The following is an 18,907-nucleotide window of genomic DNA, read 5'->3' on the forward strand; positions in this document are numbered from 1 at the left end:
CCGAGAGGTGACGCCATGCGAGACCGAACCCCCGTACGCACCCGCCGCCGCGCGGCCCTCGCGCTGCTCTGCGCCTGCGCCCTGTCCGCGGCCGTCCCCGCCAGCGCGGACGTCCGGGCACCCGGCCCGTCCCTCGTCGATCCCGCGACCCCGTCGGGGGTCCAGCCGCTCGGCGCCGACGGCGGCCGGGCCGCCGCCCAAGCCCTCGTGTTCAGCGACGAGTTCGACGGCGCCACGGTCAGCACGGCCCGCTGGACCGCCCGCGACCAGGAACGTTCGGGCGCGGCGGCGGGCGACAGGTGGTGGTACAAGCCCGCCGACGTGCGCACCGACAACAAGGGCGCGCTCGCCATCGACGTGAAACAGCTCGCCCCGAACCAGTACTCCGGCGGCCGCATCGACAGCCAGGGCAAGTTCGACTACACGCACGGCACGCTGGAGGCCCGCGTCCACACCCCGGCGAAGACCAACGGGCACCTCGCGGCGGTCTGGCTCCAGGCCGACGCGGGTCTCACCCCGGGCGGAGCGGTCGACGGGACAGCACGGGACGGAGCCGAGATCGACGTCACCGAGACCAACTACCAGGCCGACAAGTACTCGGCGACCCTGCACTGGGACGGCTACGGCGCGGACCACCAGTCGTCGGGAACCGTCGCCAACGCGCCCGGCCTGCACGGCACTTGGTACCACACGTTCGGCCTGAAGTGGACGCCCACCCAGATGCAGTTCCTCTATGACGGCACCGTGGTGCGCACCGTCAACGATCCCAAACTCATCAGCCAGGTCAAGGAGTTCCCGATCCTGTCGCACGAGGTACTGGACAACTGGGCGGACGGCTCGGTGCACGACGAGGTCTTCGACTGGAACTCCACGATGTACGTCGACTACATCCGCGTCTGGCAGTAGTGGACGCGGCACCCGGGCGGGCCGGACGCCCAGGTCACCGGTCCGGCCACAGTTGGACCAGCCAGGTCTCCAGGGGGTCCGCGTGCGGACCGACCGGCGGGAACGGGTCGAGGGCGAGCAGCGCGCTCTTGTGGTCGCGGCCTTGGCAGCTCACCCGGATCCGGTACGGGCCCGGCCGCACCTCGATGCGGCCGTGCTCGTTGCCGTTCAGGTCGACGACGCAAAGCCGGTCCTCCAGGTCGCCCTGGAACACCCTGACGTAGTCCCACTGCCCGTCCGGGTCGGCCGGCGGCCCCTCCCAGGTCTCCAGGCGGACCAGCGGATAGAAGTCGTTGTCGCTGGACGTGAGGCTCAGTCCGTCGCCGTGCCGCTCGACGATGTCATCGGCCTCGGGCGTGCTGCCGAAGACGATCGGGCCGATCTCGATGGTGCGGTACCAGACGCGGGGACGTACATCGACGGCACTGCTCGCCTTGGCCATGGGTCGCACCGTAGCGCCGGAGGCAGGGGTTCGGAATGGTTCGGACCGCCGCCGGGTACGGCGGAACCGGCCTACGCCGCCTTCGGGCCCGGACCGCTCCGCAGCGGTGCCGCCATGGGCCCCGGCGTGCCCGTGCGGGCGAAGGTGAGCCACGCCTCGCGGGTGGCCTTGCCCAGTGCGTCGGTCTCCTCCCAGGACGTGTCGCCCAGCATCGGCGATCCGCGCCAGGCCTCCCGCGTGCCGAAGAGCAGCGGCAGTTCGAGGCAGTGCGTGGCGCCGAAGGGCGATCCGGCGGGGCGCCAGTCGAGGCGGTAGGTGTGGGCCGTGGCCCCGGCGCCTGCCAGGCGCGCCCCGAAGCGGGCGAGCGGCTCGTCGTAGGCGCGGCGGGTCAGCGCGGCCGGGTCGTCACCCGTGCCGGGGAAGGCCGTCATGTCGTCGGCGTTCCAGCCGTAGAGGACGTCGAGGCCGCGTACGTTCTCCTCGAAGGCCGTGTCGGGCCCGCCCAGCGGATCGGCGCCCGCCACCGGCAGGAACGCGGGTTCCATCGGGTTCTCCGAACGCCGCAGGTGGGCCAGCGCGGTCGCGCGCTGCGCGGCGAGCAGCTCGGGGACCGCGGCCGTGGACGGATCGGTCCCGAGGGCCTCGGCGAAGGTGCGGCCGATCGCGAGGGAGTCCTCGCGGGGGCGCCCGGTGAACGCGAGCGGGGCGCTCTGGAGCACGGCCCTGCGGAACAGGCCGCGGACCTCCGGAAGATCCATCAGGAGCCGCACGGAGATGCCGCCCGCGGACTGCCCGGCGACGGTGACCGCACCGGGGTCCCCGCCGTAGTCCGCGATGTGCGCGGCCACCCAGCGCAACGCCTCCACCTGGTCGTACAGGCCGAGGTTCCCCTCGCTGACGCCGTCGAGGCACAGGTATCCGAGCGCGCCGACGCGGTAGTTGACCGAGACCACGACGACATCGCCCTCGGCGGCGAGCGCGCCGCCGTCGTACCAGTCGAGGAGCCCCGCTCCGCTGCTGAAGCCGCCGCCGTGCAGCCAGACGAGCACCGGCCTGGCCCCGCCGTCCCTGGCCGGTGTGGTGACCGAGAGGTTCAGGCAGTCCTCCCCCTGGGGGTGGACGTCGCGGGGCGGCCCCATCACCGCGTCGAGCCGGGACGGCAGTTGGGGGCAGATCTCACCGCTGGACGGGCGGGTGTCCCCCGCCGCCACCGGGTGTGGCCGGGCGAAGCGTGCCGCGGTGGCGTAGCGGATCGGTCCCGTCCTGATCAGGTCGGTCATGCGGGTGCGCCCTCCCTGGCGAGTACGGCCGGTCGGCGGCGCCCGCGTTCACGGAGCGCCGGGGCCTCCGGCGCACAGTGCGCGGTCGATCAGGGCGCTCGCCGTCTTCTCCTGCTCCAGTATGTGCTCCAGGGTGTCGCCGCGTGCCTCGGACATGGAGACCACCGCGCTGCGCCGGCCGTCCCCGGTGACGCCGTTGAGGGTGATGTAGCCGCCGTCCCCGCCCTCGTGGCCCCAGTAGGTGCCTCCGCAGCTCAACGGGCGTTCGACGATGCCGAGTCCGTAGCGGCCGCCGGGCCAGCTCTGCTGGGCGTCCTCGCTCACGGGGACGGTCCGCTTCATCTCGGCCAGCTGACGCCCCGACAGCAGCCGGCCGCCGAGCAGCGCGCGGAACAAGGCGTTCTCGTCCCGGGTGGTCGTGACCCACGACAGGGCCTCGTGGCCCACCGGCACCTGGCGCGTGACGTCCACCCGCGCCCCGGGGCCGAAGAACTGATAGCCCTGGGCGTGCGGCCGGGGCAGGGTGCGCGAGACGCCGGTCCACCGCGTCTGGTCGAGGCCGAGCGGGCGCAGGACGCGGGTCTCGACCTCCTCGTGGGCCGCGTGGCCCGTGACCTTCTGGATGATCATGCCGAGCAGGACGTAGCCGGTGTTGGAGTACCCCCACCCCTTGCCCGGCTCGAAGTCGGGCGCGTGTCTCATGGCGCGGCCGACCAGCTCCCGCGAGCTGTGGATGTCGTAACGCTGCTGGTAGTACTCCTCCGGCGTGGTGTATCCGGGCAGGTCGTCGTGGATGCCGCTGGTGTGCTGGAGCAGCTGGCGGACGGTGATCCGGCGGCCGTCGTTGCCGTTGCCATCCACCAGTCCCGGCAGCCAGTGCTCGACGGTGTCGTCCAGCGAGAGGCCGCCCTCCTCCTCCAGCTGGAGGACGACGGTGGCGATGAGGGTCTTGGCCGTGCTGGCCATGCGGAAGTAACCGTCGGGCGAGACCGGGCGTCCCGTCCTCAGGTCGGCGGTGCCGCTGGTGGCGACCGTCTGGCGCCCGCCGGGCCCGACGGTGCGCGCCTGCACACCGCTGATGCCCAGGGCGTGGATCGCCTCCACGTCCTGCTGCAAGCGCTTCGCGGGTGAGGTGGTTCCGGGTCGGGCCTCGGCGGTGGCGGGTCGGGCCTCGGCGGTGGCGGGGCGGGCCTCGGCGGTGGTGGCTCCGGCCGTGACCAGCGTGGCGATGCCGACTGCCAGGGCGAGGTGCTTGCGCGCGGATCGGGTCATGACCGCACGCTATGTCCGCTTCCGGCCGCGCACGATCCGGCGTCCCCCACACCCGGCCGGGGGATATCCCCCGGTTCAGCGGCGGAAGTACAGCCGTACGACCGTCCCGCGCGCGCTGATCCGCTCGGTGACCAGGTCGCTCAACTGCCGTACGACCCACAGGCCGTGGCCTGCGGCGGCGCAGGGGTCCGGCGGCACGTGCCCGACGAAGCCCGCGTCCTCCACGGGGACGGCCCCCGCACCGCCACCGGCGTCGGCGACCTCGCAGACCACCCAGTCGGCGTCCTGCCACAGCCGCAGCACTCCACCGCCGCCACCGAAACGCACGGCGTTGACCGCCACTTCGTGGACGGCTGCGGCCATGTCGCGGGCGCGTTCCTCGTCGAGGCCGCCGCGGCGCGCGAACTCGGCGGCGGCCAGGCGCGCGGCCACCGACTCGGCCCTGCGGAAGCCGACTTCACGTACGGATCCGGCGGGTGCCTCGGGGCCGGAGCCGAACCCGTCGCATGCGGCGACGAAGTCGGCGGGGTCCGCGTAACGGCCGCTCGGCCGCTGCCCGCCGGAGCCGATCGCCAGCTCAGGATGGGTGCGCCGGATGCCGGCCAGCACGTCGGCGGGGACCGCGCGGGTGTCGTACGGGCACAGGATGCGGTGTCCGGAGTCCGCGAACGCCACGTTCACCAGCGACTCGTAGCGGATCCACTCGCGGGTTTCGAAGGGGGTGCGCCCGGTCCACACCGGTTCGCCGATGACGCGCACGCCCCGGGTGCCGCCACGGCCGTGCTCGGTGCAGTAGGCGTGGTAGCGGCCCAGGGTGCGGGAGGGGAAGCCGTACCAGTCGTGGGCGTCGGCGTAGTCGATCTCCTGCTCCGCGCCGCCGAGTGCGTCGCGGAGCAGGCCGATGTTGTCCCGGCCGACGACGGCGAGCACCGCGTCGTCCGCCGCGAGTCCTTCCCGGACGAAGTCGAGTGTCCCGGCGAGGAATTCCTCGTCCGCTTCGTAGCACAGCGCCTGATGGACGAAGCCGGTGCGCGTCATGATTCCTCGCCCTCCCCTTCGCCGTCCTGTCCCACGTCCAGGCCGGGGATGCGGTCCCATCCGGTGACGCGCATGACCCGGCGGACGTGCGGCGCGACGCCGTCGAGCACCAGGCCGCCGCCCATCGCGTAGAGGCCGAGCCCGGTGAAGACGAGCAGGCGCAGCGCGCACACGTCGATGAAGGTCAGGTCGCGCAGGTCCAGGCGGGTGCGGTGCGGGGCGGCCGACCGGTCGGCGGCCCGCCCGGCCTCGCCGCGCAGGGCACGGGCCACCGCCGTGACGTTGCTGTCGTCCACCTCGCCGCGGAGCGCGAGGCCGGGCGGTGTGAACGTGCGGGTGATGCGCAGGAGTTCGTCCTGCCAGACGTGGTCGGCGACGGCCCTGCCGTGGTGCAGGGCGTCCAGCGCGGCCAGTTCGTGCGGGTCGTAGGCGCGGCGGTCGTACTGGCAGAGGCCGAGCACGGGGAGCGACTGGAAGACGGGGTCGAGCAGGCGCTCGGTGTCGCACAGACCCTTGGGGGCGGCGCCGTCGTGCTGGTCGGGCGGGACCTCGAGGGCGAGCCGCAGCCCCAAGTAGCCGTCCGCCACCGCCTGTTCGGTCTCGCGGCGGACCAGCTCGTCGACGTCCCACAGGCCGCCCGACGCGCCGAGCCGTGCGTTCACCTTCAGCCGGCAGGCGGCCAGTTCCTCGGCCACGTCGCAGCCCTCGCGCTCCAGGAAGCCGAGGAGTTCGCGGGGCGGCGCTTCGGACGCCGTGAGGAGGAGACCGCGGTGGCCGTTGGCGAGGCCGTCGAGGAGGAAGGCGGCGAGCACCGTCTCGCGCTCCTCGTCCGTGCCGTAGCCGAGGAGCAGATGGTCCCCGGGCCGCATCTCCCCCACGGCCAGCAGGGCGGGAGCGGTGTCCATCCTCACGCACCTCTCTGCGTCCGACACGTGCCACGCCGCTGCCGGCGTCGCGGGACGACTACACCGTACGCATCCGAAGGCCCCGCCGGAACGGGCTATGGTGATCCACGTCACATGCGGAACACGGGGGGAGCATGGCGGCTTCAGTGCGCGAGGATCATGCCCGCAGCGGCAACCTGCCGACGGAGGCGAACGTCTTCGTCGGGCGCGGCGGTGAACTCGCCCGCATCGAGGCCCTGTTGAAGAGCTCCCGCCTGGTCACCGTGACCGGTCCCGGCGGGGTCGGCAAGTCACGGCTCGCGCTGCGCGCCGCGCACGAGGCACACGGCGGATTCCCCGGCGGCGCCTGGCTCGTCGACCTCTCCCCGCTCACCGACGCGGCGCTGCTGCCCCACGCGGTCATGGCGGCACTGCGACGGCCGGATCAGACCGTACGCCCTTTGAGGGACGTGCTGGTCGAGCAATTGACCGGCGCCCCCGTACTGCTGCTGCTCGACACCTGCGAGCATCTGGTGGAGCCCTGCGCCCAACTGGTCTCCGAGCTGCTCGCGCGGGTGCCCGAGCTGCGGATCCTGACCACCAGCCGGCAGCCGCTGGCCGTGCCCGGCGAGCAGGTGCTCGCCCTCGGCCCGCTGCCCCTCGAACCGGTCGAGGGGAGCGGCGCGGACAGTGCGGCGGTCGAGCTGTTCACGGCCAGGGCGAGCGCGGCGGTGCCCGAGTTCCGGGTCACCGAAGCCAACCGGGCGCGGATCGCCGCCATCTGCGCCCGCCTCGACGGCATCCCGCTCGCCATCGAGCTGGCCGCCGTACGCCTGCGCGGCATGCCCATCGACCGTTTACTGGAGGGCCTCGACTCCCGCTTCGACCTGCTCACCGCGCGTACGGAGCCGCTGCTCACCCGGCATCAGACGCTGCGTACGGCGATCGGCTGGAGCCATGAGCTGTGCACGCCGCTGGAGCGGCTGCTGTGGGCCAGGCTGTCCGTCTTCGCGGGCGGCTGGGACCTGGAGGCGGCCGAGATCGTCTGCCACGGAGGCCCTTTGGAGGCCGAGAGCGTGCTGGCGCTGCTCTCCTGCCTGACCGAGAAGTCCATCGTCGTCCAGGAGCCGGGCGGCGCGGGGCTGCGGTTCCGCATGCTCGACACGCTGCGGGACTTCGGCGCCCAGTGGCTCGACGGGCTCGGCGAGACGACGGCGGTGCGCCGCCGCCACCGCGACTACTACCGGTGGCTGGTCCGGCGCGGCGAGGCCGAGTGGCTCGGCTCCGCGCAGCGCGCCTGGGCCGAGCGGATGTGCGCCGAGCACGCCAATCTGCGGCTCGCGGCGGAGGAGTGCCTGGCCGACCAGGACCCCGTGTGTGCGCTCGACTTCACGGGCACCCTCTGGTTCTTCTGGTTCGCCTGCGGATACGCCGAGGAGGGCCGCGGGTATCTGGCGCGCGCCCTGCGCCGCGACGAGGGGACCGGGCCCGCGCGGGTCCGCGCGCTCTGGGCGCAGCGCCTCATCACCCTCACCCCCGACGACCTGGAAGCGGCCGCGCAGGTCGGTGCCGCCTACGCGCGCCTCGCCGCGCGGCGGGAACTGCCGGACATCGCGGCCCAGTTGCCGCTGGGCGGCGCGAGCCTCGCGGTGCGCGGGGAGTCCGCGCGCTCGGCGGTCCTGCACGGCCCCTCGGGCCAGGCGCCCGCGGGCGGCGGGGGCGCGGTCTTCTTCCGGCTCACCGCGCTGGCCGTGCAGGCGTATCTGCTCGCGGCCCAGGGCGCGTTCGACCGGGTGGCGGCCGTCGCGCGACGGCTGCGGGCCGAGTGCGACAAGTGCGGCGAACTGTGGATGCGGGCGTGGGGCGACTACTTCCTCGCGCTGGCCCGGCTCGGACAGGGCGACGCGGACGCGGCGGCCGTGCACGCCCGCCGCGCGCTCACCGCCAAGTGGCGCGTCCACGACCGGCTCGGCACCGCCGCCGCCATGGATCTGCTCAGCGCCGCGGAGGCGGGCCGGGGCAGGGCCGAGCGGGCCGCGCAGCTCCTGGGCACGAGCGCGCGGCTGTGGCACGCGGCCGGGCTCCCCGAGCTCGGCCGCGCCACCGGCTTCCGCGACCACCATGAGCGACGGCTCGCGGAGGTCCTCGGCGCGGCGCGCTGCGCCCGGCTCCTGGCCGTCGGGCGCGAGCGCACCGCCGATCAGGCCATCGCGCTGGTCCGCGCCGACCGGCCGCCGGACACGTCGTGGTGAATCGGCGTCCCCGAGCCGGTCAGCGGCAGTCCTGAGCCGCCCTGGCGCGCCGCGATGATCTCCGCGGCGATCGAGAGGGCCGTCTCCTCCGGCGTACGGGCGCCGAGGTCGAGTCCTATCGGCGAGCGCAGCCTGGCCAGCTCGTCCGGGCCGAGCCCGGCCGCGCGCAGCTTGCGGCCGCGCTCCTCGTGCGTACGGCGCGAACCCATCGCGCCGACGAAGGCGACGGGCAGCCGCAGCGCCTCCACCAGGAGCGGCACGTCGAACTTGGCGTCGTGCGTGAGCACGCACAGGACCGTGCGGCTGTCGGTGTCCGTGCCGCGCAGATAGCGGTCGGGCCACTCGACGACGACCTCGTCCGCCTCGGGGAAGCGGGCCCGTGTCGCGAAGACGGGCCGTGCGTCGCACACCGTGACCCGGTAGCCGAGGAACTTGCCCGTGCGGACCAGGGCCGCGGCGAAGTCCACCGCACCGAAGACGATCATCCGGGGCGGTGGCACGCTCGACTCGACGAGCACGGTCAGGGCGCTGTCGCAGCGCGAGCCGCTCTCCGAGACGACGAACTCGCCTGTGCGGCCCGCGGCGAGCAGCGCGCGGCTCTCCGCCGCCGCCGAACGGTCGAGGTCCGGGTGTCCGCCGAGGCTTCCCTCGTACGTCCCGTCGCCGCCGACCAGGAGCGGCCTGCCGAGCAGCTCAGCCGGGCCCCTGAACACCCGGGCGAGGGCCGCCACCTCGCCACGGGCCGCGGCCGCCAGTGCGGTGGCGTACACCGCCCTGTCCGGCGCGTCGGCGGCCACCGGGGTGACCAGGACCTCGATCTCGCCGCCGCAGGTGAGGCCGACCGCGAAGGCGTCCTCGTCGCTGTAGCCGAACCGCTCGACGGCTGCCTCGCCGTCCCGCAGGGCCTGCACGCACAGCTCGTACACGGCCCCTTCCACACAGCCGCCGGAGACCGATCCGATGACGGTGCCCGCGCTGTCGACGGCGAGCGCGGCGCCGATGCCCCGCGGTGCGCTGCCGCCGACCGATACGACGGTGGCGACGGCGAAGTCCCTGCCCTCGCGGACCCAGCCGGTCAGCTCCTCGGCGATGTCGAGCACGTGGCTCGCCTCCTCATGCGTTCTCCCCCGTTCCCCGGTCCCCTCGAAGGACCCGGTCGGGCCGGATCGGCAGGGCCCGCTGACGTACGCCCGTGGCGTGCCAGACCGCGTTGGCGATCGCCGCCGCGGCGCCCACGATGCCGATCTCGCCGATTCCCTTGATGCCGACGGGGTCGTTCGGGTCGGGCACGTCCACCCAGTCGGCCTCGATCTCCGGCACGTCGGCGTGCGCGGCGAAGTGGTAGCCGGCGAAGTCGGGGTTGACCAGGGCGCCCGACGCGCGGTCCCTGATCGCCTCCTCGTGCAGGGCCATGGACAGGCCGCCGACCATGCCGCCGACGAACTGGCTGCGCGCGGTCAGCGGGTTGACGATGCGGCCCGCCGAGAAGATCCCGAGCATCCGGCGCACGCGCACCTCGCCGGTGCCGACGTCCACGGCGACCTCGGCGAACTGCGCCCCGTGCGAGTGGTGTTCGCGCGCGGCCACCGAGGAGACCTCGTCCGTGGTGTCCGAGCGGACCGTGATGCCCTCGGCGGGCACCTCGGCGCCGGGGACCATGACGTCCCGCAGTTCGCGGGCCGCGGCGAGGACCGCCCAGGCCCAGGAGCGGGTGCCCATGGAGCCGCCGCCGAGCCAGGCGTTGCCGAAGTCGCTGTCCCCGATCCGCACCCGGACGCGGTCCGGTGCGACCGCGAGGGCGTCCGCCGCCACCTGGGTGAGCGCGGTCCGCGCGCCGGTGCCGACGTCGGACGCGGCGATCCGCACCGTGAAGGTGCCGTCGGGCTCGGCGGTCAGCGCCGCCTGCGAGGGGAAGGCGCCGACGAAGAACCCGGCGCCCGCGGTGCCGGTCCCGAGCAGCCACCGGCCCTCGCGGCGGACGCCGGGGCGCGGATCGCGTCCGGCCCAGCCGAACCGGCGCGCGCCCTCGCGGAAGCACGGCAGCAGGCCGCGCGCCTCGACGGGCAGACCCGTGACGGGGCCGAACTCCGGTTCGTTGCGCACGCGCAGCTCGATCGGGTCGATCCCGCACTTGTGGGCGAGTTCGTCGACCGCGGACTCCAGGGCGAACGAGCCGGGCGCCTCGCCGGGGGCCCGCATGAACGTCGGTGTGGGCACGTCGAGCGGCACCACGCTGTTGACGGTGCGGTGCGCGCCCGCGTCGTACATCGAACGCCCGAAGTTGGCGCCCATCTCGACGAACTCGTCGAGCCTGGAGGTGCGGGAGAGGGAGGTGTGGTCCAGGACGCGCAGCCGTCCGTCGGCGTCGGCGCCGAGCCTGACCCGCTGGGCCGTCGGGCTGCGGTGGCCGACCAGTGAGTACACCTGACGCCGGGTCAGCGCGATCCTGACGGGACGCCCGATGACGGTCGTCGCCATCACGGCGAGGACGAGGTGCGCGCGCATCATCCCCTTGGCACCGAAGGCACCGCCGACGTGCTCGGCGCGCACGCGCACCGAGGCCGGGTCGAGGGAGAAGAGCTTCGCGAGGTCGCTCGCCGTCACGAACGTGCCCTGGCTGGAGTCGACGACCTCCAGGCGGCCGCTGTCCCAGCGGGCCATGGCCGCGTGCGGCTCCATCGCGTTGTGGTGCTGTTCGGGGGTGGTGTAGCGCTCGTCGACGACCACGGCGGAGGCGTCGAGTTCGCTCTCGACGTCCCCCTTCTCCGTGGTCGGGGGGCCGATCGGCGTCGACTCCGGGGTGTAGCGGTCGGGGTGTTCGGCGGAGAAGTCGACGTCGTGCGGCTCCGTCTCGTAGCGCACGACGAGCGCCTCGGCCGCCTCCCTCGCCTGTTCCGAGGTCTCCGCCACCACGACCGCCACCGGCCACCCGGCATGCGGCACCCGGTCGTGCTGGAGCATCAGCGCGGTCGCGTCGGGCCCGAGCGTCCCCGCGAACCCCTCCTGGAGACGCGGCGCGTTCCCGTGGTGCAGGACCTGGATGACTCCGGGCAGCTTGCGTACGGGACCGTCCTCGACGGCGACGATCCGCCCGCGCGCGACGGTGGAGAGCACCACCCAGCCGTGGGCGAGCTCGGCGTGCGGCACCTCCCCGGCGTAGCGGGCCTCTCCGGTGACCTTGGCGACGCCCTCGCGCCGGGTGTGCGCGGTGCCGACGGACCTGGTCGCCGTGGGCACTCCGGTAGTCGTGGTCATCGGGCGGCCTCCTCGGTCAGTTCGGTGAGCACGGCGACGAGGAGGTTGCGCAGCAGCGTCACCTTGTAGCCGTTGTGGGGCAGCGGCCGCGCGGCGGCCAGTTCGGCGTCCGCGGCGGCGGCGAACGCGTCGGCGCTCACCGGGCCCCCGGTCAGCGCCCGTTCGGCCGCGCGGGCCCGCCACGGCCGCGAGGCGACCGCGCCGAAGGCGATGCGAGCCTCGCGTACGACGCCGTCCTCGACGTCGACGGCGGCGGCGATCGAGCCGATGGCGAACGCGTACGAGGCGCGTTCGCGCACCTTGCGGTAGCGGGAGACGGTGGCGAACGGCGTCGGGGGCAGGGTGATGCCGGTGATCAGCGCGCCGGGCGGCAGCGCGGTCTCCAGGTGCGGGGTGTCGCCGACGGGCAGATAGAACTCCGCGATCGGCAGCTCGCCGGGGCCCGCGACCGTCTCGTAGGTGACGACGGCGTCGAAGGCGGCGAGCGCCACGCCCATGTCCGAGGGGTGCACCGCCACGCAGTGCTCGGTGGCGCCGAGGATGGCGTGGTTGTGGTGCTCGCCCTCGACGGCGGAGCAGCCGCTGCCGGGGGTGCGCTTGTTGCACGGCTTGGACAGGTCGGTGAAGTAGCCGCAGCGAGTGCGCTGGAGCAGGTTCCCGCCGACCGTGGCCATGTTGCGCAACTGCCCGGACGCGCCCGCGAGGACGGCCTGCGCGAGCGCCGGATAGCGGCGGCGCACCTCGGGGTGGGCCGCGAGATCGCTGTTGGTGACGGTCGCGCCGATGCGCAGGCCGCCGTCCGGCGTCGGCTCGATGTGGTCCAGGGGCAGTTCGCGCACGTCGACGAGGAGGCCGGGGCGCTCGACGCCGGACTTCATCAGGTCGACGAGGTTGGTGCCGCCGCCCAGGGGGCGGGCGTCGGGCTCGGCGCCGAGCAGGGCGACCGCGCCGGGTACGTCGTGGACGCGCTCGTATCCGAACTCCCTCATGCCACGCCCTCCTCGATCGTCTGGGACTGCTGGATCCGCGCGGCCCGCGACACGGCCTGCACGATGGAGACATAGGCGCCGCAGCGGCAGAGGTTGCCGCTCATCCGCTCGCGGATCTCCGCCGCGGTGAGCTCGGGCACGCCCGCCTCGGGGCGCACGTCCTCGGTGGCGGCGCTCGGCCAGCCCTCGGCGTGCTCGGCGATCACGCCGAGGGCCGAACAGATCTGCCCCGGCGTGCAGTAGCCGCACTGGAAGCCGTCGAGGTCGAGGAAGGCCTGCTGCACGGGGTGCAGCGCCTCGCCGTCCGCCACGCCCTCGATGGTGGTGATCTCGCGCCCGTCGGCGGCGACCGCGAGTTGCAGACAGGAGACGGCGCGCCGGCCGTCCATCAGCACCGTGCAGGCGCCGCACTGGCCCTGATCACAGCCCTTTTTGGTGCCGGTGAGGTCGAGCCGCTCGCGCAGGGCGTCGAGCAGGGTGGTGCGGTGGTCGACGGACAGCGAGTGCTTCTCGCCGTTGATGTTCAGGATGACGGCACTGGTCGTCGATGGAGCCATGAGCAGCCTTCTTTCGCGAATCACGTCGAACGAGGCCGTCCCGGCGGGGAGTTCGGGAGGCGAGGGGGTGTGGTGAGCGGGGTCTCGGGGCGGCGAGCGGGATATCGGATCCGCGCCGAGCTGGGAGTTCGTGGCTCTGTCGGAGGGGGGTGGCACTGTGCGTAGCAGGTGGTTGCACTGTCCCCGGCGGCCGTGGCGCCGCTATGGTGGGCTCAAGCGGACAGCTGTCCGTTAGCTGCAGAACTTAACGGACAGCTGTCCGCTTAGGCAAGGGCGACCCAGCGCGTACCGCTCGTCGGTTCGGGCCGAACCGCACGGGAGGAGAACGAGTGGGGCATCACAAGGACATTCCCCAGCGCTCCGACGCGCAGCGCAATCGCGAACGCATCCTGGCGGTGGCCCTGGTGGAACTGACCGCTTCGGGCGACACCCCGCTGAGCGTCATCGCGAAGAAGGCGGGCGTCGGGCAGGGCACGTTCTACCGCAACTTCCCCCACCGCGAGGCGCTCGTCCTGGAGGTCTACCGCTACGAGGTGCAGCAGGTCGCCGACTGCGCGGCCCAGTTGCTGTGCGCCAGCACCCCGGACCAGGCGCTGCGCGACTGGATGACCCGGCTCGCCCAGTTCTCCATGACCAAGGCGGGCCTGGCCGACGCGATGCGCAAGGCCACCAGCGCGCAGGGCAGCCTGGCGGGAATCGGCCACCAGCCCGTGTCCGACGCCGTCACCATGCTCCTCAAGGCGAACGAGGAGGCGGGCACCATCCGCCCCGGGGTCGCAGCCGACGACTTCCTGCTCGCCATCGCGGGCCTGTGGCAGCTCGACCCGCACAGCGACTGGCAGGCGCGGGCCGGACGGCTCATCGACCTGGTCATGGACGGGCTGCGGGTGGGGGCTCCCGGCCGCTGACGTCTACCGGGGAAGCCGTTCCAGCAGGTGGACCGCGGCATCGCGCAGGGCCGCGGGTGCGCCGGCGCGGTCCCGCAGTCGTACGGACGTGGCCGCCAGCGTCCCGGTCGTCCGCACGGATCCGATGCGGGCGGCACGCGGCGCGAGGTCCGCGATGAGCTCCTCGGCGTCGCGCCACGCCCCCGCACCCACCAGGGCGTCGAGCAGCACGGCGGTGAACAGGTCCCGGTAGGCGGGTCCCGGTACCGCGACGGCCTGCCGCAGCAGATCGACGGCCGGGCTCCAGCGGCGCGTGCGCGCCAGCACCCAGCCACGGTGGCCGAGGAGTTCGGTCTCGTCGATCCACCAGGCCCACGCCGGGTCGCGCCGCGACACACCGTCCAGGAAGCGGTGCCCGGCACGCGAGATCAGCTCCACCGCCGCGCGCCCGCCGCCGAGCAGGGCGACCGCGTGCGCCCTGCGGATCAGTACGAGCGCGTCGACCCTGGCGGGCAGGGTGCCGGTACCGGCCACGCGGGAGGCGCACTCCAGGGCGGCGCGCGCGTGGCCGGTGTGGGCCTGGAGCATGCTGTGGTTCAGGAGGGTGAGGCGGGCCGTCCAGGTGTCGCCGCAGAGCGCGGCGAGGGCGAGCGCCCGGCCGTTCGCGCGGCGCGCGGCGGCGTAGCGGCCCGCGTCGAAGAGGATCCAGCCCGCGACCTCGCTCAACTCGGCCAGGGCGGAGAGCAGTTCGGGGTCCAGACCGCGCAGGCGGGCGGGGGCGGCGGAGAGTTCGGGGACGTGGCGTACGGCGTCGCGGACGGCGGGCAGCGCGGCGCTCGCGCCGTGCGTGGCGTCCAGGGCGAGGAGGCGTTCGAGGGTGCGCAGGACGGCGGGGACCGAGGAGCCGACCCGCTCCCGGCCCTCACTCAAGGCCGGTCCCCCACACTCGCCCTCACCTCCGTACTCGCCCCCACACTCGCCCTTGCCCTCGCCTCCGCCCTCACCCTCGTGCTCGCCCCCGCCCCCGCCCTCGGCCGAGCCGTGCTCCGCGCTCACAGCCATGCCGCGTCCCTCCCCCGATCCGCGCCTCGCGCGCCGTACGACGTATAAGGCTACGTAGCATGCGGGCCATGGTCCATAAGAATTCCGATGGGCGGGCGGCGGCCGATCCGAACCCGGCCGACCTCAATCTGCTCCGCACCTTCCTCGCCGTGTACCGCGCGGGGTCCTTCACCGCGGCGGCCCGGCTCCTCGGCGTCTCGCAGCCCACCGTGACCACACAGATCCGCGCCCTGGAACGGCAGTCGGGCCGGGAACTGTTCGAGCGGCTGCCGCGCGGGGTCGCGGCCACGCCGGTCGCCGACGAGCTCGCGGGCCGGGTCGCCGGACCCCTCGACGCGCTCGCGGCCGCCACCGGGCAGGACTCACCCGATGACGACACCGGCGAGCCGGTCCATCTGGCGGGGCCCGCCGAGCTGCTCTGCACGCGGATCCTGCCCGCCCTCGCCCCGCTCGTCGCCGACGGCGTGCGACTGCGGGTGAGCACGGGCCTGACCGATCCGCTCCTGGACGAGCTGCGCGCGGGCCGGCACGACCTGGTGGTGGCCACCACGCGCCCGCGCGGCAGGTCCCTTTCGGCCACGCCGCTGATGGACGAGGAGTTCGTCCTGGTCGCCGCGCCCTCCTGGGCACGGCGCGTGGCGCGGGCGCCGGAGGCCGACGTTCCGGCCGCGCTGCACGGCGTGCCGCTGATCACCTACGCCGAGGACCTGCCCATCGCCCGCCGCTACTGGCGGCACGTCTTCGGCAGGCGCCTGAGCTGCCGGGCCGCGGTGACCGTGCCCGATCTGCGGGGCGTCCTCGCCGCGGTCGTCGCGGGCGCGGGGTTCAGCGTCCTGCCCCGCTACCTCTGCCTCGACGCGCTCGCCTCCGGCGCGCTGGTGCCGCTGCACGAGCCCGAGGACCCGCCCATCAACACCGGCTACCTGGTCCAGCGCCCCGGCTCCCCCGTCCCCGCCCGGGTGGCCAGGGTCCGCGACGAGCTGCTGCGGGCGGGCCGCACCTGGTGACCGCCGGTCCGCCGCGAGGCGGCAAACCTGCCCTGCTCCCATCGGATGTCCCATCGGATGTCGTATGCCAGATATCGCCTCGCTCATTGGCCGGACCCGCCGCGGCGGCCTACGTTCGAGACCCGGCCCCATCCGCCGGCCCGCACCGGGCCGCTCCTTAGAGATGAGCACCATGTCGAAGATCCTCTACGTCGTGACCGGCGCCGACCACTGGACGCTGGCGGACGGTTCCGCGCACCCCACCGGGTTCTGGGCCGAGGAGGCCGTCGCCCCGTACGAGGCGTTCAAGGCGGCGGGGCACGAGGTCGTCGTCGCCACGCCGGGCGGCGTCGTGCCCACCCTGGACCGCGGCTCGCTCGCGCCCGAGTTCAACGGGGGCCAGGAGGGCGCCGACCGGGTCGAGGCCGGGCTCGCGGCGTTCACCGAGCTCCAGCACCCGATCAAGCTGTCCGAGGTGAACCTGGACGACTACGCGGCGGTCTTCTACCCGGGCGGCCACGGCCCCATGGAGGACCTCTCCGTGTCCGCCGAGTCCGGCGCCCTGCTCACCCGCGCGCTGGATTCCGGCAAGCCGCTCGGGGTGGTCTGCCACGCCCCGGCCGCGCTGCTCGCCGCGACGCGGGCGGACGGCAGCAATTCCTTCGCCGGATACCGCGTCACCGCGTTCACCAACACCGAGGAGGCCCAGGCGGGCTTCGCCGACCGGGCGAAGTGGCTGCTCCAGGACCGTCTCGTCGCGGCCGGTGTGGACTTCCAGGAGGGCGAGGCCTGGGCGCCGTACGTGATCGTGGACCGCAATCTCGTCACCGGCCAGAACCCCGCGTCCGCCGCCCCGCTGGCCACCGAGCTCCTCCAGAAGCTGGCCTGACCGGAGGGCCACCACCCTCGCGTCGCGCCCGGCCGCCCCGGGCGCGCGCCGCCCGGCTAATGTGTGCGCCTTCGGACGGCGGGCGTGACGCGAAGGGTGTGGCTGCACATGGGGGCCGGGCGGTCACTGGGACGGCGTTTCGGATGGCTGTGGGCGGCGTTCACGATCAGCACGTTCGGCACCTGGCTGGCGTTCGACGCGTTCCCCCTCATCGCGATCCTGGCGCTGCACGCGGGCACCACCCAGGTGTCGCTGCTCGCGGCCGCCGGGCTCGCGGTGGGGGCCGTGCTGGCGGTCCCGCTCGGGCCGTGGGTGGAGTTCCGCCGCAAGCGCCCCGTGATGGTCGCGATGGACCTGATCCGCTGCGTCGCGCTCCTGAGCGTCCCCGCCGCGTACGCGCTCGACCTGCTCAGCTTCGCCCAGCTCCTGGTCGTCTCCGTGACGGTCGTGGCGGCGGACATCACGTTCACCGCGGCGAGCGGCGCCTTCCTCAAGTCACTCGTGCCGAAGCGGGACCTGCTCGTCGCGAACAGCCGGTTCGAATCGACCATGTGGACCGCGAGCGTGCTCGGACCGCCGCTCGGCGGAGCCGCGCTCGTCGCCTTCGGGCCGGTCCTCACGGTGACGGCCGACGCGCTCAGCTATCTTCTCTCGGCCCTCGGGATCCGGGCGATCGGCGGCGGCGAAGCGCGCCCCGAGGGCCCCGAGCGTGCTGACGGCGCGCCCAGGCTGCGCGCGGCGGATCTCCTCGCCGGCTGGCGCCACATCCTGGCCCACCCCGTGCTGCGGCCGCTGTTCCTCAACTCGCTCATGGTGAACGGCCTGATCATGGCGATCCATCCGCTGCTCGCCGTGCTCATGCTCGGCGACCTCGGGTTCGCGGCATGGCAGTACGGTCTCGCGTTCGCGGTGCCCTGTCTGGGCGGTCTCATCGGATCCCGCATCGCCCGCCCCCTCGCGGCGCGCTTCGGGCAGCACCGGATCCTGCGGGTCGCCGGTGCGCTGCGGGTGTGCTGGTCCCTCGGTCTGGCGTTCGTCGGGCCCGGCGTGGCCGGTCTCGTGCTCGTGATGGCCGTCGAGTTCGGCCTCATCCTCAGCGCGGGCGTGTTCAATCCGGTGCTCTCCACCCAGCGCCTCGAACAGACGTCGAAGGACCGGGTCGCCCGCACCCTGTCCGCCTGGTCGGTCACCGGGAAGCTGACCACCGCCGCCATGACGGCCCTGTGGGGACTCCTCGCCGCGCTCACCGGACCGCGCGCGGCGATCGCGACCGCCGGTGTCCTCCTGCTCGCCACCCCCTTGCTGCTCCCCCGTCGCGGCGCCTACGTCGGCGCGCTCTCCCGGGCGTCGTAGGCCATCGGTCCGTACTGGGCGGTGGCGGCGCTGGTCGCGTAGGCCCAGTAGCGGTCGCCGTACGACCAGTGCCACCACTCGGTGGGGTAGTTGACCAGGCCCGCGGTGGCCAGGGCCGCCGAGAGGGTGCGGCGGTTGCGGCGGGCGGCGGCGGAGACCCGGGCGGCGTCCGTGTAGCAGGCGCCGTCGCTCTCCTCGGGGCTGGCGTTGACCGGGGTGCCCAGGTCGAGTTCGGTGCCCGCGGCGGTGCACAGGGTGACGTCGACGGCGGCGCCCGCGACGTGCGGGCCCACCTCGGGCGGGGAGAGGGAGCGGCTCGTCTGCCGGCGGAGGTGCTCGTCCGACCAGTGGGGATGGGCGCATCTGAGTTCGGCGGCGTACTCCTCGAAGTACTTGATCTGCAGGGACAGCGGCCGATAGCCCTCGGTGACCAGGAGACGCAGTCCCTCGGGCAGCAGCCGGGCGGCGCGGGCCAGGCGCCAGGCGACGCCCTCGCGCAGTTGCGCATAGGCGCCCGCAGCGTCGGCGAGCCGGTCGTCGACGTCCACGAAGGGGAGTTGGCGCAGGTCGACGAGGGCTTCGCCGCACTCGTTGACCGGGATGTCGACGACTCTGGGGTCGTTCATGAGGACGATCGGCGACAAGCTCGGCTCCTTCGGGGCAGGAGTGTGGGGCACAGCTCCGGGGGCGGGCTGCCCGCCCGCCCCCGGAGTCCCCCTTCTTTGGCAGTGGCTCCACGCGAAGTACGGCCCATACGGCCGACTGACTCGGTCGTATGGGCCGTGCGAGGCAACAGTGGCCTATCCCCCGTGATGT

The 18,907-nt window shown here is 73.9% G+C and carries 17 protein-coding genes; 6 read left to right on the forward strand and 11 right to left on the reverse strand.

The window, feature by feature from the left end; genetic code table 11:
• The first annotated feature begins 15 nt into the window (after positions 1–15).
• A complete protein-coding gene (locus ACIO9J_RS01900; protein WP_401990943.1) occupies positions 16–906 on the forward strand; it encodes a family 16 glycosylhydrolase in 891 nt (296 codons plus the stop codon).
• Between the two features lie 34 nt (positions 907–940).
• On the opposite strand, the gene ACIO9J_RS01905 is transcribed toward ACIO9J_RS01900, so the two are convergent.
• From ACIO9J_RS01905 to ACIO9J_RS01925, 5 genes are all read right to left on the reverse strand, one after another.
• The gene (locus ACIO9J_RS01905; RefSeq protein WP_401990946.1) at positions 941–1,387 is read right to left on the reverse strand and encodes a hypothetical protein; all 447 of its coding nucleotides are present in this window, start codon (positions 1,385–1,387) and stop codon (positions 941–943) included.
• A 71-nt stretch (positions 1,388–1,458) separates the two neighbouring features.
• Positions 1,459–2,667, reverse strand: coding sequence for a carboxylesterase family protein (locus tag ACIO9J_RS01910; protein ID WP_401990949.1), 1,209 nt, complete (start codon positions 2,665–2,667; stop codon positions 1,459–1,461).
• 48 nt (positions 2,668–2,715) lie between these two features.
• Positions 2,716–3,939, reverse strand: coding sequence for a serine hydrolase domain-containing protein (locus tag ACIO9J_RS01915; protein WP_401990952.1), 1,224 nt, complete (start codon positions 3,937–3,939; stop codon positions 2,716–2,718).
• A 75-nt stretch (positions 3,940–4,014) separates the two neighbouring features.
• The gene (locus tag ACIO9J_RS01920) at positions 4,015–4,977 is read right to left on the reverse strand and encodes an anti-sigma factor RsbA family regulatory protein (RefSeq protein ID WP_401990955.1); all 963 of its coding nucleotides are present in this window, start codon (positions 4,975–4,977) and stop codon (positions 4,015–4,017) included.
• Entirely contained in the window at positions 4,974–5,882 is a 909-nt protein-coding gene (locus tag ACIO9J_RS01925; RefSeq protein WP_401990958.1) for an MEDS domain-containing protein, read from the reverse strand. The genes ACIO9J_RS01920 and ACIO9J_RS01925 overlap by 4 nt, the downstream gene beginning before the upstream one ends.
• Before the next feature lie 134 nt (positions 5,883–6,016).
• Here ACIO9J_RS01925 and ACIO9J_RS01930 point away from each other — a divergent pair, with 134 nt between their 5' ends.
• A complete protein-coding gene (locus tag ACIO9J_RS01930; protein WP_401990961.1) occupies positions 6,017–8,113 on the forward strand; it encodes an ATP-binding protein in 2,097 nt (698 codons plus the stop codon).
• Here the strand turns inward: ACIO9J_RS01930 and ACIO9J_RS01935 are convergent.
• The 4 genes from ACIO9J_RS01935 to ACIO9J_RS01950 are packed head-to-tail and all read right to left on the reverse strand — an operon-like array spanning position 8,062 to position 12,914.
• Positions 8,062–9,213 carry an XdhC family protein gene (locus ACIO9J_RS01935; RefSeq protein WP_401990963.1) on the reverse strand — a complete coding sequence of 384 codons (1,152 nt, stop codon included), beginning with the start codon at positions 9,211–9,213 and terminating at the stop codon, positions 8,062–8,064. The genes ACIO9J_RS01930 and ACIO9J_RS01935 overlap by 52 nt on opposite strands.
• A 13-nt stretch (positions 9,214–9,226) precedes the next feature.
• Positions 9,227–11,368, reverse strand: coding sequence for a xanthine dehydrogenase family protein molybdopterin-binding subunit (locus tag ACIO9J_RS01940; RefSeq protein WP_401990966.1), 2,142 nt, complete (start codon positions 11,366–11,368; stop codon positions 9,227–9,229).
• Positions 11,365–12,357: an FAD binding domain-containing protein gene (locus tag ACIO9J_RS01945; RefSeq protein ID WP_401990968.1), complete on the reverse strand. Its 993-nt coding sequence runs from the start codon at positions 12,355–12,357 to the stop codon at positions 11,365–11,367. The genes ACIO9J_RS01940 and ACIO9J_RS01945 overlap by 4 nt, the downstream gene beginning before the upstream one ends.
• A complete protein-coding gene (locus ACIO9J_RS01950; RefSeq protein ID WP_401990971.1) occupies positions 12,354–12,914 on the reverse strand; it encodes a (2Fe-2S)-binding protein in 561 nt (186 codons plus the stop codon). Before ACIO9J_RS01950 ends, ACIO9J_RS01945 begins: the two co-directional genes overlap by 4 nt.
• Positions 12,915–13,243: 329 nt before the next feature.
• Between ACIO9J_RS01950 and ACIO9J_RS01955 the strand changes: the two genes are divergently transcribed.
• The gene (locus tag ACIO9J_RS01955; protein ID WP_401990974.1) at positions 13,244–13,822 is read left to right on the forward strand and encodes a TetR/AcrR family transcriptional regulator; all 579 of its coding nucleotides are present in this window, start codon (positions 13,244–13,246) and stop codon (positions 13,820–13,822) included.
• Between the two features lie 3 nt (positions 13,823–13,825).
• Here ACIO9J_RS01955 and ACIO9J_RS01960 read toward each other — a convergent pair whose 3' ends face one another.
• Positions 13,826–14,863 (reverse strand): DNA-binding protein, encoded by a 1,038-nt coding sequence (locus ACIO9J_RS01960; RefSeq protein ID WP_401990977.1) that lies wholly within the window; start codon positions 14,861–14,863, stop codon positions 13,826–13,828.
• 68 nt (positions 14,864–14,931) lie between these two features.
• Here ACIO9J_RS01960 and ACIO9J_RS01965 point away from each other — a divergent pair, with 68 nt between their 5' ends.
• The 3 genes from ACIO9J_RS01965 (at position 14,932) to ACIO9J_RS01975 (ending at position 18,091) form a co-directional block, all read left to right on the forward strand.
• Complete coding sequence (locus ACIO9J_RS01965) at positions 14,932–15,870, forward strand: LysR family transcriptional regulator (protein ID WP_401990980.1); 939 nt, start codon at positions 14,932–14,934, stop codon at positions 15,868–15,870.
• Positions 15,871–16,042: 172 nt separating this feature from the next.
• A complete protein-coding gene (locus ACIO9J_RS01970; RefSeq protein ID WP_401990983.1) occupies positions 16,043–16,738 on the forward strand; it encodes a type 1 glutamine amidotransferase domain-containing protein in 696 nt (231 codons plus the stop codon).
• Positions 16,739–16,846: 108 nt separating this feature from the next.
• Positions 16,847–18,091: an MFS transporter gene (locus tag ACIO9J_RS01975; protein WP_401992993.1), complete on the forward strand. Its 1,245-nt coding sequence runs from the start codon at positions 16,847–16,849 to the stop codon at positions 18,089–18,091.
• On the opposite strand, the gene ACIO9J_RS01980 is transcribed toward ACIO9J_RS01975, so the two are convergent.
• Complete coding sequence (locus ACIO9J_RS01980; RefSeq protein WP_401990986.1) at positions 18,061–18,735, reverse strand: M15 family metallopeptidase; 675 nt, start codon at positions 18,733–18,735, stop codon at positions 18,061–18,063. The genes ACIO9J_RS01975 and ACIO9J_RS01980 overlap by 31 nt on opposite strands.
• Between the last annotated feature and the right edge of the window lie 172 nt (positions 18,736–18,907).

This window comes from Streptomyces sp. NPDC087300 (assembly GCF_044744425.1).
In the GTDB taxonomy this organism is placed as follows: Bacteria; Actinomycetota; Actinomycetes; order Streptomycetales; family Streptomycetaceae; genus Streptomyces.